General features: G+C 67.4%; 15 protein-coding genes. 9 read left to right on the top strand and 6 right to left on the bottom strand.

The annotated features are described in order from the left end of the window. From KBW95_RS07545 to KBW95_RS07520, 6 genes are all read right to left on the bottom strand, one after another. Entirely contained in the window at nt 1-1,038 is a 1,038-nt protein-coding gene (locus tag KBW95_RS07545; protein WP_211526250.1) for a branched-chain amino acid ABC transporter permease, read from the bottom strand. 8 nt (nt 1,039-1,046) lie between these two features. After that, nucleotides 1,047-1,793: an ABC transporter ATP-binding protein gene (locus KBW95_RS07540; RefSeq protein WP_211526249.1), complete on the bottom strand. Its 747-nt coding sequence runs from the start codon at nt 1,791-1,793 to the stop codon at nt 1,047-1,049. Next, the gene (locus tag KBW95_RS07535) at nt 1,786-2,577 is read right to left on the bottom strand and encodes an ABC transporter ATP-binding protein (protein WP_211527871.1); all 792 of its coding nucleotides are present in this window, start codon (nt 2,575-2,577) and stop codon (nt 1,786-1,788) included. Before KBW95_RS07535 ends, KBW95_RS07540 begins: the two co-directional genes overlap by 8 nt. A 1-nt stretch (nt 2,578) precedes the next feature. Beyond that, on the bottom strand, nt 2,579-3,778 hold the full coding sequence (locus KBW95_RS07530; RefSeq protein ID WP_211527870.1) for a substrate-binding domain-containing protein: 1,200 nt from the start codon (nt 3,776-3,778) through the stop codon (nt 2,579-2,581). A 20-nt stretch (nt 3,779-3,798) separates the two neighbouring features. Continuing rightward, nucleotides 3,799-4,689 (bottom strand): alpha/beta fold hydrolase, encoded by an 891-nt coding sequence (locus tag KBW95_RS07525; RefSeq protein WP_211527869.1) that lies wholly within the window; start codon nt 4,687-4,689, stop codon nt 3,799-3,801. Nucleotides 4,690-4,905: 216 nt separating this feature from the next. Continuing rightward, nucleotides 4,906-7,194 carry a TonB-dependent receptor gene (locus KBW95_RS07520; RefSeq protein ID WP_211527868.1) on the bottom strand — a complete coding sequence of 763 codons (2,289 nt, stop codon included), beginning with the start codon at nt 7,192-7,194 and terminating at the stop codon, nt 4,906-4,908. Nucleotides 7,195-7,519: 325 nt separating this feature from the next. Between KBW95_RS07520 and KBW95_RS07515 the strand changes: the two genes are divergently transcribed. The 9 genes from KBW95_RS07515 to KBW95_RS07475 form a co-directional block, all read left to right on the top strand. Next, complete coding sequence (locus KBW95_RS07515; RefSeq protein WP_211526244.1) at nt 7,520-8,467, top strand: LysR family transcriptional regulator; 948 nt, start codon at nt 7,520-7,522, stop codon at nt 8,465-8,467. A 30-nt stretch (nt 8,468-8,497) separates the two neighbouring features. Next, complete coding sequence (locus tag KBW95_RS07510; RefSeq protein WP_211526243.1) at nt 8,498-9,406, top strand: LysR family transcriptional regulator; 909 nt, start codon at nt 8,498-8,500, stop codon at nt 9,404-9,406. A gap of 175 nt (nt 9,407-9,581) precedes the next feature. Next, nucleotides 9,582-11,000, top strand: a complete 1,419-nt coding sequence (locus KBW95_RS07505; protein WP_211526242.1) for an SLC13 family permease — start codon at nt 9,582-9,584, stop codon at nt 10,998-11,000. 29 nt (nt 11,001-11,029) lie between these two features. Next, nucleotides 11,030-12,697 (top strand): malonate decarboxylase subunit alpha, encoded by a 1,668-nt coding sequence (mdcA, locus tag KBW95_RS07500; RefSeq protein ID WP_211527867.1) that lies wholly within the window; start codon nt 11,030-11,032, stop codon nt 12,695-12,697. Between the two features lie 10 nt (nt 12,698-12,707). Then, entirely contained in the window at nt 12,708-13,022 is a 315-nt protein-coding gene (gene mdcC, locus KBW95_RS07495; RefSeq protein ID WP_211527866.1) for a malonate decarboxylase acyl carrier protein, read from the top strand. Beyond that, nucleotides 13,019-13,912 carry a biotin-independent malonate decarboxylase subunit beta gene (locus KBW95_RS07490; RefSeq protein ID WP_211527865.1) on the top strand — a complete coding sequence of 298 codons (894 nt, stop codon included), beginning with the start codon at nt 13,019-13,021 and terminating at the stop codon, nt 13,910-13,912. Before mdcC ends, KBW95_RS07490 begins: the two co-directional genes overlap by 4 nt. Next, the gene (mdcE, locus tag KBW95_RS07485; protein ID WP_211527933.1) at nt 13,912-14,628 is read left to right on the top strand and encodes a biotin-independent malonate decarboxylase subunit gamma; all 717 of its coding nucleotides are present in this window, start codon (nt 13,912-13,914) and stop codon (nt 14,626-14,628) included. The genes KBW95_RS07490 and mdcE overlap by 1 nt, the downstream gene beginning before the upstream one ends. After that, nucleotides 14,612-15,292: a malonate decarboxylase holo-[acyl-carrier-protein] synthase gene (gene mdcG, locus KBW95_RS07480; protein ID WP_211527864.1), complete on the top strand. Its 681-nt coding sequence runs from the start codon at nt 14,612-14,614 to the stop codon at nt 15,290-15,292. Before mdcE ends, mdcG begins: the two co-directional genes overlap by 17 nt. Then, the coding region (locus tag KBW95_RS07475) for a triphosphoribosyl-dephospho-CoA synthase (RefSeq protein ID WP_211527863.1) at nt 15,280-16,004 on the top strand (725 nt) is incomplete at its 3' end. The genes mdcG and KBW95_RS07475, both read left to right, overlap by 13 nt.

Below are 16,004 nucleotides of genomic sequence, written 5' to 3'. Positions count from 1 at the left end.
TCAACCCCGCATTTTCGAATAGAGACCGGCCGGACGCCACAGCAGGACGGCGATCATCAGGATGATGTTCGACACCAGCGCGACCTTGGGCGCCAGGAAGCCGGCGTAGTTGGCCACCAGGGCCATCAGGAGGGCGCCGATGAAGCAGCCGCCCACCGAGCCGAGGCCGCCGATGATGATGACGATGAAGATCATGACCATCATCTCGCCGCCCATCGCAGCCGACAGGGTTTCCTTGTACAGGCCCCACAGCACGCCGCCCAGGCCGGCCAGCGCCGAGCCGGCCGCGAACACCGCCACGAACAGGCGGCGGATGCGGTAGCCGAGGGCTTCGACCATCTCGCCGTTCTCGACGCCGGCGCGGATCAGCAGGCCGATCTTGGTGCGGTTCAGAGTCAGGAACATGGCCACGAACACCACCAGGCCGACCACCACGGCCACCAGGCGGTACTTCTCGATGGCGGCGTCGCCCATCAGGATCGCGCCGCGCAGGGCGGTCGGCAGTGGCAGGGCGATGGTCTCGGCGCCCCAGATCACGTGGATCAGCTGTTCGGCCACGATCATGCCGCCCATGGTGATCAGGATCTGCTTCAGGTGCTGGCCGTAGACCGGCTTGATGATGAGGCGCTCGAAGGCCCAGCCCATCAGGGCGGTGGCCAGCATCGCCACCGTCACCGCCAGCGCCAGCACGCCGAGGTTGATCAACAGGGAGTCCATCTCGAGCCAGCCGCGCATCGGCAGCAGCACCAGGGTGGCGGTGAAGGCGCCGACCGAGACGAAGGCGCCATGGCCGAAGTTCAGCACGCTCATCAGGCCGAAGACCAGGGTCAGGCCGCTGGCCATGATGAAGATCATCATGCCCATCGCCAGGCCGGCGACGGTCAGGGTGACCCAGGTGGGGAAGCTGCCGCAGAAGGGCAGCGCGGCCAGCATCAGCGCCGGCACCAGCAGCAGCGGTGCGATGTCGCGTTTGGCGGCCGGCAGCGCGGTGTCGGCGGGCGGGGCGGCCGGGGTGGCAACAGGGAGGGATGCGCTCATGGAGTGTCCTATTGGTGGGAGTCGAGCGAGAGGCCCAGCAGTCGCTGCTGCAGCGTCTCGTCGTCGGCCAGTTCCGCCATCGAGCCGGCGTGCACGACGCGGCCGTCGTCCATCACGCTGACCGTGTCGCCGAGCGTGCGCACGAAGTTGAAGTTCTGCTCGACCAGCAGGATGGTGGTGTCGGTTTCCTTCAGCTCGCGGAAGGCCGCCATCAGGCTTTGCACGATGGCCGGCGCCAGGCCCTTGGTCGGTTCGTCGACCAGCAGGAGCTTGCGCGGCTCGACGATCGCGCGGGCGATCGCCACCATCTGCTTCTGTCCGCCGGAGAGATTCCCCGCCGGGTAGTTCCAGAATTTCTTCAGGGCCGGGAAGAAGCCGCAGATCCAGTCCACGCGCGCCTGGTCCAGCGGGCCGCTGCGCGCCGCCAGGTGCAGGTTCTCGCGCACGGTCAGGTCGGAGAACACGGCCATGCTTTCCGGGACATAGGCGATGCCGGCGCGCGCGATGTCGGGCGTGGCCATCTTCGTGATGTCCTTGCCGTCGAAGCGGATGCTGCCGCTGCTGGCCTTCCACAGGCCCATGATGGTGCGCAGGGTGGTGGTCTTGCCGGCGCCGTTACGGCCCAGCAGGATGGACAGGCCGCCGCGCGGCACCACCAGGTCCACGCCCTGCAGGATGTGGTACTGGCCGATGTGGGTATGCACGCCGGACAGCGTCAGCAGGGGTTCACCGCCGGGCGCCGCAGGTTTAAGCATGTTGGGGTTCGGATGTTCCAAGATAGGCTTCCTGTACGATCTTCGATTGCATCACTTCGACGGGCTTGCCGTCCGCGACCAGGGTGCCGTTCACCAGCACGACGATGCGGTCCGCCAGCTGGCGCACCACGTCCATCTTGTGCTCGACCAGCAGCACGGTCTTGTTGGCTTCGATCTTCACTTTCTGGATCAGGTCGAGCACAACCGGCACCTCGTCCACGCTCATGCCGGCGGTGGGTTCGTCGAACATCATGATCTCGGGCTCCAGCGCCAGCAGGATCGCCACCTCCAGCTTGCGCTGGTCGCCGTGCGACAGGCCGCCCACGTGCATGTCGCGCCGGCCCATGAGGGACACGCGTTCCAGGTAGTGCTCCGCGCGCGCGATCAGCTCCTTGTGGCTGGACCAGATCGAGAAGAAGTTCAGGCCCATGCCGGCGCGGCTCTGCACCGCCAGGCGCACGTTCTCGATCACCGTCAGGTTCGGGAACAGGTTGGTCAGCTGGAAGGCGCGGCCGATGCCCATGCGGGTGCGGCGCGCCGGACCCGCGCGGGTGACGTCAAGGCCCTTGACGAACACCTTGCCGGAGGTGGCGGGCAGCTGGCCCGACACCAGGTTGAAGTAGGTCGTCTTGCCGGCGCCGTTGGGACCGACGATCACGGTCAGGGTACCGGGGTAGAAATCGGCCGTCACCGCGTTCACCGCGACGTGGCCGCCGAAGCGGATCGTCAGGTCGCGGGTGGACAAGGAGGGCTGCACAGCGGGCTGCGAAACGAACGAGCTCATGTCAGCGCTTGTTCCGCACCGGCAGAGGCATCTCGGAAGCCGGGATCTCGCGCACCAGTTCCAGCAGGTCCCACTCGTTCTTCTGGTCCTTCTTGATGCGGAAGTGGTACATCGGCTGGATCGCCTGGTGGTCTTCCTTGCGGAAGCTCATCGTGCCTTTCGGGGTCTCGAAGCTCATGCCCTCCATCGCGGCCGCCATCTGGTCGCCGTTGCCGTTCGGGGCCTTGGACAGGGCCGTGTAGACGGCGCTGGCCGCGGCCATGCCGCCGGCGGTGAACATGTCGGGCGGGGCCTTGAAGCGCTTGGTGTGCTCGGCCACCAGCCAGTCGTTCATCTTGTTCTTCGGGAAGGCGTAGTAGTAATAAATGGTGCCTTCGGTGCCGGCGTAGCTCTTCCAGGTCTTCATCACCGGCAGGATGTTGCCGCCCGGGGCCAGGGCGATGCCGTAGCGCTGCGGCTGCATGTCGGCGATCTTGTTCATCGGGTTCGGGCCGGCCCAGACGATGGCCAGAACGCGCGGCTGCGGCTTGTCCTTGAGCGCGTCGAACAGGCGCTGGGTCGAGGCGGTGAAGTCGGTGGTGGTCATGGGCGCGTATTCCTCGTGCACCACCTTGGCCTTGCTGCCGGTGGCCGCCAGGGCTTCCTTGCCGGCCTTGATGGCGTCGCGGCCGAAGGCATAGTCCTGGGCCAGGAAGCCGACGCTGCCCGACTTCAGGGTGGAGGCGGCGGCCAGCGCGTCCTGCATCGAGCTGCGCGCAGTGCGGAAGATGTATTTATTCCACTTGTCGCCGGTGATGGCGTCGGCCACGGCCGGTTCCACGATCAAGACCTTGCGGTATTCCTTGGCGACCGGCAGCATCGCCAGCGCCGAACCGGACGAGGTGGTGCCGACCGCGATGTCGACCTTGTCGTCGCCATAGGCTTCGGCCAGCAGCGTGCGGCCCAGGTCCGGCTTGCTCTGGTCGTCCTTGACGATCACCTTGATCTTGCGGCCGTTGATCTCCATCTTGCCGCCGGTGAGGTATTCGAGACCCATCATGAAGCCGGTCTCGGTCTCCTTCGCGTAGGCTTCCAGCGCGCCGGTCTTGCCCGCGATGAGGGCGACCTTCAGGTCCTTGCCCTGGGCCAGGACGCTTGGCGCGGCGGTGGCGGCGAAGGCTGCCACGATGGCGACGGCGAGGGGTTTGATCAGGTGGTTCATGCTTGTCTCCTTGTTCTGTCTCAGGGTACCTGGGCCAGGAAGGCGCGGATGGCATCCAGCGCCTCGGGCTCGGTCAGCATCGGCGCATGGCCGACATTCGGTACTTCCACATACTGCAGCTCCGGGGCGGCCTTGCGCATCCAGGCCGCCTGTTCGGGTTCGACCAGGTCCGACAGCGTGCCCCGTACCAGCAGGGTGGGGCGGCGCCGCGCCAGGCGCCGGAAGGCCATGCGCGCCGCCAGCGAGGTCGGGGGAAGTTTACCCGTTTGCAGGGCGTGCGCAATGTTCGGATCGTAGCGTGGGCTCAACAAGCCGTCGTCGCGCTGCTCGAAGGCGCGGCGCGCCCACTTGTCCCACTCGTCGTCGGAGTTGGCGGGGAAGGCGCAGAGATTGATGTCGCGTACATGGCTGGCGGCCTCGGGCCAGGAAGCGACGGCGGCGGACTTGCCGGCATAGCCGGCGATGCGGTCCAGGCCGCGCGGCGACATGACCGGGCCGATGTCGTTGATGATGGCGGCGGCGATCAGGTCCAGGCGGCGCGCCGCCAGGGTCATGGTGATCAGGCCGCCCATCGAGGTGCCGATGAAGACGGCGCGCGCGATGCCCAGGTCGTTCATCAGCTTGATGATGTCGCCGGCGTAGACCATGGGCGAGTAGTTGGCCGGGTTGGGGTCGCGCGCCGAGTGGCCGCGGCCGCGCACGTCGACGGCGATCACGCGCCGGCCCAGGGCCGCGATCACCGGCGCGACTTCGTCGAAGTCGGACGAATTGCGGGTCAGGCCGTGGATGCAGATCACCGGCAGCCGGGCCGGGCCTGGCGCGGCCCCGGGACTGGCGGTGGCCGCATAGTCGCGTGCGTACAGCGCCAGCCCGTCGCCGCTCGTATAGCTGATTGGTGTGTAGGTGGACACGCTGGCTTATCCTGTGGATTCGATGTGGTAAAGGTAGCCCCCGCGGCAAAAGCCGCTGAGTTAGCCCTCGAACGTCGTTCCGGCGAAGGCCGGAACCTAAGTTATACACGCCGTCGAGACGCTCAACTTAGGTCCCGGCCGTCGCCGGGACGACGGTTTTTCTGCTAACTGTGCCCGCATGCGGCGGCTCTCGGACAGAGGCCGCCGGGCAGACCGTCAGAAGCGATACTCGACAGTCGCCGAGACGGTGCGCGGGTTGCCGTAGAAGGCCGTCAGCGTGCCCTCGTTGCCCAGGGTCGGGAACAGGTAGCCTGCGGTCTTGTAGCGGGTGTCGCCCAGGTTCTTGCCGTGCAGGCCGGCGCGGATCTTGCCGTCGGTGCGGGTCCAGACGATGCTGGCGTCCCAGATGCGGTAGGACTCCTGGTCCAGCAGCGAACGGGTCTCGAACTGGGCGGTGGAGCCCTTGTACGACCAGCTGCCGATCAGCGAGAGCTTGCCGCTGTGCGGGCCGACCGGCAGGTCGAAGTCGTAGTTGGCGCGCAGGTTGGCCGAGTTCTTCGGGGTGTTCTGGAAGGTGCGCTGGCCCGCCACGTTCACGCCGGCAACGATGTACTCCTTGTACTCGGCGTCGATGTAGCTGTACATGCCGGCGATCATGAAGTTGCGGGTCAGGTTGGCGATGGCTTCCAGTTCCACGCCCTTGATCTTGGCCTTGCCGGCGTTGGTGGTCACGCCGGCGAAGCTGTCGTCGCGGCCGTCGCCGTTGGTGTCGATCGCCACCGAGCCCGGGATCTGCACGTCCTGGTAGTCGCTGTAGAACACGGCGGCGTTGGTGGTGATGCGGCCGCCGTTGAAGGCCGACTTCAGGCCCAGTTCGTAGGTCTCGATGGTTTCCGGCGCATAGCCCGCGCGCGCGGTCGACAGCGGGATGCGGGTGCCGACCACGTTCAGGCGCGGGTCGAAGCCGCCGCCCTTGAAGCCTTCCGAGTAGGAGGCGTAGACGTTGTGGTCCTGGTTCATCTTCCAGTTCACGGCAACGCGCGGGGTAAACTTCTTGTCTTCGCGCTCGAGCACGCCGCCACGCAGGTCGGTATCGGTGCGGAACAGGATCGCGCTCGGGTTGCCCAGCTGCGGCGAGCCGCCCAGGCCGAAGTAGATCTGGCGCAGGATCTCGGCTTCGCGCTTGTCGACCGTGTAGCGGCCGCCCAGCGACACGCTCAGGGCGTCGGTGAAGTTGTAGCTGCCGTCGGCATACACCGCCCAGGCCTTGGTGTCGATGTCGCCCATCGTGTAGGTCGAGGACGGGAAGGCGCCGGCCAGGATGGTGTCGAAGTGGTTGAAGGCGTTGGCGTCCATGAAGTAGACGCCGGCCACGCCCTGCACGCGCTCGCCCGTGTAGGTCAGGTTGAATTCCTGGCTGAACTGCTTGTTCTTGTACAGGGCCGGCACTTCCATGTCGACCACCGGCAGGGCGTCGAAGTCGATCGGGGCGTAGGAACGGTCCTTGCGCGCGGCGGTGATCGATTTCAGGGTCCAGGCCGGGTTGATGGTGTATTCGACGGTAGCCGAGACGCCGTAGGCCTTGACGTCCTGGTCGTGGCCCAGGGCCTTGGTCAGGTTGCCGCGGGTGTCGAATTCGTTCGACAGGATCGGGGCGCCGCTGGTGCGGCCGACAATCAGGCGGTGGCCGTTCTTCGGGTTCGAATCGTCCTGGGTGATGTCGCCGGCGATGCGGATGAACAGGTCCTGGTTCGGGGTGAACTCGGCCGACAGGCGGGCCGCGGTGACGTCCTTGTCGTAGTTGCCCTTGCCGGTGAACAGGTTGGTGCCGAAGCCGTCGCGCTTGAAGCGGGCGAAGGTGCCGCCGACGCGCGCGGTGTCGGTCAGCGGGGTGCTGGCGGTGACCACGACTTCGCGCTGGTCGTAGTTGCCGACGGTGGCGCGCAGGCGCACGTCGCGCTTCGGACCGAGCTTGCGGGTCACGTACTTGACCGCGCCGCCGATGGTGTTGCGGCCGTATAGGGTGCCTTGCGGGCCGCGCAGCACTTCGATGCGCTCGACGTCGTAGATGTCGGCCACCGCGGCTTGCGGGCGGGCCAGGTAGATGTCGTCGACGTAGATGCCGACGCCGGACTCGAAGCCGGCCAGCGGGTCGGCCTGGCCCACGCCGCGGATGAAGGCGGTCAGGGTGGAATTGGTGGCGCGCGAAGCCTTGAGCGTGGTGTTCGGCAGGGCCAGGGCGAGGGCGGTCACGTCCGGCACGGCCTGTTTGGAGAGCTGGTCTGCCGAGAAGGCGGTGACCGACACCGGCACGTCCTGCAGGGTCTCCTCGCGGCGGCGCGCGGTGACGACCACCTTGGCCGGCGCGGCTTCCTCGGTCGGCGAGGCGGCCGGGGCGCCGGCGGAGGTCTGGGCGTGGGCCGCACCGATACCGCCGCCGGAGACGGCGAGCACGGCGATGGCGGACTGGGTCAGCAGGCTCAGTTTCTTCTTGGTCAGACGCATTCTTGTCTCCTTGTTTTTTGTAGGCATGCGTTCAAGATTTCGCATGCCCAGCAGTGTGCCTCGGTTGGGTTTGGTTGAATAGCTAACAATCGCCCACCCCTTTGTGCGTAAATGCACAGCCCGCTATGCTGCTTCAGTGCAAATATGTACAAGGTGGTTTCGCCAGGCTGTCAGTGCGCAGGCAGCGTGTTTACAGAGCGCACTTGCCCTAAGGAATAGCCCAAAAGCACTAACTTGGCCCGGCGATGAGGGAGGTCGACGAAAGGATTGCAGGGGGAATGTGCACTAGTGCACAATATGTCATCTTGATATCGGACAACTACCCATGAATACGCTGCCCGAGTGGACCGACCTGCGATTCTTCCTGGAGCTGGCCCGCGCCGGCACCTTGTCCGGCGCCTCGCGGCGCCTCGAGGTCGAGCACACCACGGTGGCGCGGCGCATCGACCGGCTCGAGACCCAGCTCGGGGCCACCCTGTTCGACCGCAGCCGCGAAGGCTACGAGCTGACCGAGGTCGGGCTGGCCCTGCTGCCGCATGCCGAGGCGATGGAAGGCGCGGCCCTGGCCGCGGCCGAGCAGATCGGCGGGGCGGAGGTGGCGGCGGCCGGCGTGGTGCGCCTGGGCGTGCCCGAAGTGTTCGGGGTGCGGGTGGTGGCGCCGCTGCTGGCCGGGCTGCTGGAGCAGCACCCGGACCTGTCGATCGACCTGCTGGCGCTGCCGCGCTTCGCCAACCTGGCCAACCGCGAAGCCGATCTCGGGGTCATGCTGGATCCGCCGACCACCGGCCGCTACGTGGTCACGCGGCTGGCGTCCTTCCGCTTCTACCTGTACGCGGCGCCGTCCTACCTGGCGCGCCATCCGGCCATCAGGCAGCAGTCCGACCTGGCGCGCCACGACTTCGTCGACTACGTCCAGGACCGGCTGGCCAGCCGCGAGCTGTCCTACTTGAACGAACTGGGCTTCACCCCGCGCCGGCGCATGTGCTGCTCGGGCATGACGGCGCAGATCGAGGCGGCCTCGCTGGGCATGGGCCTGATGATGGCGCCGCCCTACGCGGTGCCGGACGACGGGCGCCTGGTGCCGGTGCTGCCCGGCTTCTTCGCCGAGCGCTCGTTCTGGCTGGCCGCGCCGACCGACCTGTACCGCCTGCGGCGCGTGAAGGTGGTGTGGGACCTGCTGCGCGAGCTGGCCGACAACAATCCTTCGCTGTGGTGGCACAACGGCGATATCGACAACGTGGTGCAGGCGGCCAGCCAGGGCGCGCGCGCGTGATTCGTTCCAACTAACCAGAGTCTCTTCACCATGCGCAGCCAGATCAGCGACGAGATCACCTTCCGCAAGCTCGAAATCCTGCTCGCCTACATGGAGGGCGGGAACCTGAACGCGGCCGCGCGGCTGCTCGACATCAGCGCCGTCAGCGTGCACCGCGCCCTGCATTCGCTGGAAGAGAGCATGAGCTGCCAGCTGTTCAGCCTCCAGGGCCGCAACCTGATCCCGAACGAGGCGGCCCAGGTGCTGGCCGACGTCAGCCGCGAAGTGATCAAGCTGATGGCGGACGGCATCGCCGCCACGCGCTCGGCGGCCGGCTACTCGGCCGACCACCTCAAGATCGGCTCGCTGTACTCGCTCACCACCGGCACCATCCCCGAAGTCATCATCGGCATCAAGCTGCGCAAGCCCGAACTGCAGACCGAGCTGGTGCTGGGCTCGAACGCCGACCTGCTGCACAAGCTCAAGCAGAACGCCATCGACGCCGCCCTGATCGCATTGCCCGATCCCGATCCCGACGTCGAATCGATTCCGCTGTTCGAGGACGAGATCTACTTCGCGGCGCCCAAGGGTTCGCCCTATGCGGATGTCAAGGACATCGACCTGCGCGACTGCGCCGGCGAGAAGTTCGTGGGACTGAGCGAAGGCTTCATCACCTTCCAGGGCTTCCAGGAAGCCTTCCGCATCGCCGGCTTCACGCCCACCGTCGTCACGCGGGTGGGCGACATCTTCTCGCTGATGAACCTGGTGGGGGCGGGGATCGGCTACACCCTGCTGCCGGGCCGGGTGCGCAACGTGTTCGGCGACAAGCTGCAGCTGATTCCGCTCAGGCAGGAATACCTGATGCGCCAGACCATCGGGCTGAGCTTCCTGCGGGTGCGCGAGCGCGATCCGAACCTGCTGGCGCTGGCGGCGGTGTGCCGCATGCTCAAGCACGGGTGATGCGAACGTTTCGCTCACAGTAAACGTCCCACGGTCCGCGTAATTGATCTGCGCCCGATTCGCGGCTACCTTATAAAAGCCACAAAAAAGAGCATGCCCTCCACCGGAGAGGCATATATTCGGAGACGTTTCACCGGCCCGCTAGTGCGGCGCCACTTGGCGAAGGAGCACCCTCGTGTCCTCTCATATGATTTCCATTTACGTGCTGGCCCTGATGTTCATCATTGCCACCGTCCTGCCCATCAACATGGGCGTTCTCGCATTCGTCGGCGCCTTCCTGGTCGGCACCCTGGCCGCCGGGATGACGGCCAAGGGCATCCTGGCCGGCTTCCCGGCCGAACTCTTCCTGACCCTGGTCGGCATCACCTTCCTGTTCGCCCAGGCCCAGAACAACGGCACCATCGACTGGCTGGTGCGCCTCGCCGTACGGGCGGTCGGCGGCAGGATTGCCGCGATTCCCTGGGTGATGTTCGCCATTACCGCGATGCTGACCGCCATGGGCGCCGTCAGCCCGGCGGCGGTGGCGATCATCGCCCCGATCGCCCTCGGCTTCGCCGTCAAGCACAACATCAGCCCGCTGATGATGGGCCTGATGGTGATCCACGGCGCGCAGGGCGGCGGCTTCTCGCCGATCAGCATCTATGGCGGCATCACCAACAAGATCGTGCAGAAGGCCGGCCTGCCGCTGTCCGAGATGACGACCGCGCTGGTCAGCCTGGGCTTCAACTTCGCGGTATGCGTGGTGCTGTTCTGCCTGATGGGCGGCCTGCGCCTGATGCGCGAGGGCCGCCCGGCCGCCCGTGGCGGCGCCATGCCGGCGATGCCTTTCGGCGCCCAGGTGGCCGTGGCCGCCCAGGGCCCGCAGATCTACGGCGATGCCGAAGCCGAGGCATCGAGCGAAGAACAGCTCACCCGCCAGCGCTCGGCCGACTCGCTGGCCGCCGTCAACACCGCAGGCGGGTCCGGTACGGCCGCCCTGGCCAAGGCCGAAGACCATGCCGGCCCGACCTTCCAGCAACTGGCGACCGTGGTCGGCCTGCTGGCCCTGGGCGTGCTGACCCTGATGTACAAGCTGGACATCGGCTTCGTCGCCGTCTGCATCGGCCTGGTGCTGTCGCTGATGGCGCCGCAGGTGCAGAAACGCGCCATCGGCCAGGTGTCCTGGCCCGAGATCATGCTGATCGTCGGCGTCAGCACCTATGTGGGTGTGATGCAGAAGATGGGCACCATCGACTTCGTCGGCACCAGCGTGGCCAGCCTGACCTCGCCGCTGGTGGTGGCGCTGCTGCTGCTCTTCGTCGGCGCCATCGTGTCCGCCTTCGCCTCGTCGACCGCGGTGCTGGGATCCCTGATTCCGCTGGCGGTGCCCTTCCTGCAGAGCGGCACCGGCGTCGATCCGATCGGCTTCATCGCCGCGATGGCGGTCGCATCGACCATCGTCGACGTCAGCCCCTTCTCCACCAACGGAGCACTGGTGCTGGCCAGCGCGCAAGGCATCGACCGCGACGTCTTCCTGCGCCAGCTGATGATCTATGGCGGTATCGTCACCGTGGCCGCACCGGTCCTGGTGTGGCTGCTGTTCGTCGTGCTCTAAACAGGCACGGCCATTTTTCGGGAAACGCTATGCAAGACGCACAACGCCGCTGGGATACACAGCAAACCAACCGCAGCGCACGTCTCGACCGGGCCAGGAACGCCCTCGGGAACGACCTGCAGGGCAAGATCGTGGGAGCCAACCGCATCGTCGATCTCCTTCACGCCGTGCTGGAATGCGGCGACCGTGTCTGCCTGGAGGGGAACAACCAGAAGCAGGCCGACTTCCTCGGCAAGGCGCTGACCAAGCTGGACCCGAACCGCATCAACAACCTGCACATGCTGTTGTCGGTGCTGTCCCTTCCCGAACACCTGGACGTGTTCGAGAAGGGCATCGGCTCGCGCCTGGACTTCTCCTTCTCCGGGCCGCAAGCCGGCCGCCTGGCCAAGCTGGCCCAGGCGGGCAAGCTGAATATCGGGGCAATCCACACCTACCTCGAGCTGTTCGGCCGCTATTTCGTCGACCTCACCCCGCGCATCGCGCTGGTGGCGGCCGAGATGGCCGACCGCGAGGGCAACCTGTACACCGGCCCGAACACCGAGGACACCCCGGCCATCGTGGAGGCCACGGCCTTCAAGAGCGGCATCGTGGTCGTCCAGGTGAACAAGGTCGTCGACAAGCTGCCGCGCGTGGACATCCCGGCCGACTGGGTCGAGTTCGTGGTGCAGTCGCCCACGCCTTACTACATCGAGCCGCTGTTCACCCGCGATCCGGCCCAGATCTCCGAGATCCAGGTCCTGATGGCGATGATGGCCATCAAGGGCATCTACGCGGAATACCAGGTCGACCGCCTGAACCACGGCATCGGCTTCGACACCGCCGCCATCGAGCTGCTGCTGCCGACCTACGCGGCGGAACTGGGCCTGAAAGGGAAGATCGCCCGCCACTGGGCGCTCAACCCGCACCCGGCGCTGATCCCGGCCATCGAGGCGGGCTTCGTCGAGTCGGTGCATTCCTTCGGTTCCGAGCTGGGCATGGAGAACTATATCCGCGCCCGGCCCGACGTCTTCTTCGTGGGGCCGGACGGCTCGATGCGCAGCAACCGCGCCTTTTCCCAGGCGGCCGGCCACTACGCCTGCGACATGTTCATCGGCTCCACCCTGCAGATCGACTTGCAGGGCAATTCCTCGACCGCGACCCTGGGCCGGATTTCCGGCTTCGGCGGCGCACCCAACATGGGCGCCGACGCGCGCGGCCGGCGCCACCCGAGCGCGGCCTGGCTGAAAGCGGGCCAACAGGCCCGGGAAGGGCGCAACACCATCCCGCGCGGCCAGAAGCTGGTGGTGCAGATGGTCGAGACCTTCCGCGAGCACATGGCCCCGGCCTTCGTCGAAAAGCTGGACGCCTGGCAGCTGGCCGAGCAGGCCGGCATGGCGATCCCGCCGGTGATGATCTACGGCGACGACGTGACCCACATCCTGACCGAGGAAGGCATCGCCAACCTGCTGCTGTGCCGCAGCGACGAGGAACGCGAACAGGCGATCCGCGGCGTGGCCGGCTACACGCCGGTGGGCATGGGACGCGACAAGCGCATGGTCGAGAACCTTCGCGACCGCGGCGTGATCCGGCGCGCCGAAGACCTGGGCATCGACAAGCGCATGGCCACCCGCGACCTGCTGGCCGCCAAGAACATGAAAGGCCTGGTGCGCGCTTCGGGAGGGCTGTACGATCCCCCGAAGCGCTTCAGGAACTGGTGAGGAAACCACGATGGAAACATTGAACTATCGCTTCGAGCAGGGCAAACGGCCCCTGAGCAGCATGCCCCAGCTGGTGGGCGTGGTCAGCTCGGGCAACCTGGAAGTCCTGATCGAGCCGGCCCAGCTGGGCGGCGCCTGCGAAATCGAAGTGCATACCGCCGCCGTCGGCTTCGGCGCGACCTGGCAGGCGGTGATGGCCGACTTCCATGCGCGCTGGGGCCTGGCGGACGCGCGCATCTGCATCAACGACATGGGCGCCACCCCGGCGGTGGTCAGCCTGCGCCTGGACCAGGCGGTGGAATCAAGCATCGGAGGCCAGCCATGAGCAGCTATCTGGAACTGAGCGCGCGCCAGCGCATCCCGGCGATCTTCGACGCCGGCAGCTTCGAGGAATTCCTGCCGCCCGCCGCGCGCGTCACCAGTCCGCACCTGTCGCAGCTGAATGCCCCGGTATCCTTCGACGACGGCGTGGTGGTCGGAAAAGGAAAGCTCGGCGGGCACACCGTGTTCGGCGCGGCCCAGGAGGGCGGCTTCATGGGCGGCGCGGTGGGCGAAGTCCATGGCGCCAAGCTGGTGGGCATGCTGCGCCGCGCGATCGACGAGCAGGCGCACGCGGTCGTGCTGCTGCTCGAATCGGGCGGCGTGCGCCTGCACGAAGCCAACGCCGGCCTGATCGCGGTGTCCGAAGTGATGCGCGCGATCCTGGACGTGCGCGCGGCCGACATCCCGGTGATCAGCGTGGTGGGCGGATCGAACGGCTGCTTCGGCGGCATGGGCATCGCTGCGCGCTGCGCCAACACGGTGATCATGTCGGAAGAAGGGCGGCTCGCCATGTCCGGCCCCGAGGTGATCGAGACCGCCAACGGCGTCGAGGAATTCGACGCCCGCGACCGCGCCCTGGTGTGGCGCACGACCGGCGGCAAGCACCGCTACCTGATGGGCGACTGCCAGGCCCTGGTGCCGGACGACGTGGCCGCCTTCCGCGCCGCGGCGCTGGACGCCATCGAACAGGTGCGCGGCAGCGGCGCCGAGCTGACCCTGGACGACCTGCTGGCCGAGCAGGACATGCTGTCGCGCCGCATCCAGAATGCGGACGGACTGCGCGATCCGATGGACGTGTGGAAGCAGCTCGGCATTCCCGATCCAGCCGCCGTGCCGGTGCTGGAACCGGAAGCCTTCCTGGCGCTGGCCGCGCAGATCAAAGGAGTACGATGATGGACTGGCAAACTTTGGCGGCGCAGCTGTTCCCTGCTGGCCACGATATCGTGGAGCGCGACAACTTCCTGTCCGGCTGCGCCCAGGTGGACGGGCAGGCGGTCGACGTGATCGGCACCACCGAGCACGCGCCGATCGGCATCGAGATCGCCCTGGCCCAGGCCAAGGCGGTGCTGCGTACGGTGCAGTCGCACCCCAAGCGGCCGATCGTGATCCTGATCGACACCCAGGGCCAGCGCCTGCGCCACCGCGACGAAATGTTGGGCATCAACAGCTACATGGCCCACCTGGGCAAGTGCATCGACCTGGCGCGCCGCAAGGGCCACACGGTGGTCGGCCTGGTGTACGACCAGGCGCTGTCCGGCGGTTTCATCACGAGCGGCCTGATCGCCAACGCCTGCTTCGCGCTGCCGGAAGCGACCATTCGCGTGATGGGCCTGCCGGCGATGGCGCGCATCACCAAGGTGCCGGAAGAGCGCCTGACCGAACTGGCCAAGGACAATCCGGTGTTCGCGCCGGGCGCCCACAACTACCTGCGCATGGGGGGCCTGCACGGCCTGTGGGAAGGCGACCTGGCCGGCGCGCTGGCCATGGCCCTGCAGGTCAGCCGTCCGGAAGACCGCCGCATGGAGCTCGGCCGCGAGCGCGGCGGGCGCCTGCTGGCCCAGCCGGTGGCGGACGCGGTGCGCCGAGGCAGCGATGTTCGCCCGGCATGACCTGGTCTGGCTGACCGCGCGCGGCTGGGAACAAGTCCTGGCCGCCGTGCCGCAGGAGCAGTCCGGGGCGCTGGACGCGTGGTCGCGCGCCGGCTGGCCGGCCGTGGTGCGGCGCGACGAAGTGGAGCAGGCGCCGGACCAGCTGTCGGTCGGCTTCGCGCTGCCGCCGCGTCCCCTCGATGGCGTCAAGCTGAGGGTGGCCGCACGGGTCGCCATCGCCGACGTGGCGCGCCATGCGGCGCCGCTGCCGCTGGTGGCCGCGATGGACGCCGTGCCCGAGCGCTGGCGCGCCGGGCTGGCGGCGCTGGAGCAAGAGGCGACCGCCCACGGCTTCGTGCTGGGGGCCTATGGATCGGTGGCGCTGCAGGCGATTACCGGGCAAGCCTATCTCAAGGAGAGTTCGGATATCGACCTCCTGCTGCGCCCCTTGAATACGGCGCACCTGCGCGACGGGCTCGCACTGCTGGCCCGGCACGCCGAGGTGCTGCCGCTGGACGGTGAGATCGTCTTTCCCGACGGCCGCGCGGTAGCCTGGAAGGAGCTGCACGCGGCCATGGACGGCGTGCGCGGCACCCGCGTGCTGGCCAAGGAAATGGGGCGGATCTCGCTTTCCCTGGTGAGCGAGTTGCTTGCCACGCTGGAGGAAACGGAATGCCTGATTTGACAACCGAGCTGATTGTAGAACGTCCGGGATCGCGGACCGATGAGCGCTTCGCCGGGCGCATTGCGCGCCTCGCGGTACGCAGCCTGTACGCCGAGCTGGCCCTGTATCCGAAACCGGGCCTGGTCTCGCTGGTCGACAACGGCAGCCACGACGACATGAACGCGGAGACCTTCCTGCGCAGCCTGTTCTCGCTGCGCCGCTACTTCCGCGACATCTGCGAGGCCGGCATGCAGGACGCGCCTTTCCAGGTGCTCAAGCGCCTGGGCATCGAGGCCGAAAAACGCATGCTGCGCGCGACCGGGGGCATCAATACCCACCGCGGCGCCATCTTCTGCGTCGGCTTGCTGTGCGCCGCCATCGGCCGCTGCCAGGCGCGCGGCATCCTGCTGTCGCCCGAGGCGATCCGCGCGGTGCTGCTGGAGCGCTGGGGCCAGGCCCTGTTCGCCCATACGGCCGACGGCAACGTGGCCTCGCACGGAACCCAGGTGGTGCTGCGCTATGCCGCCAGCGGCGCGAGGGAAGAAGCCGCGCACGGATTGCCGTCGGTGTTCGAGGTCGGCCTGCCGGCGCTGTGCCGCACCCTGGCGGCGGGCCGCAGCATGCGCCTGGCGCGGGTCGACGCGCTGTTTTCACTAATGGCGCGGGTCAGCGACACCAATGTCTATCACCGGGGCGGGCCTGACGGCGCCGCCACCGTACGCCGCCACGCCCC

The organism is Massilia sp. ZL223, assembly GCF_018119395.1.
Classification (GTDB): domain Bacteria; phylum Pseudomonadota; class Gammaproteobacteria; order Burkholderiales; family Burkholderiaceae_D; genus Telluria.
The sequence above is the reverse complement of the archived record's forward strand: the minus strand, read 5'-3'. Positions and strand labels throughout refer to the sequence as shown.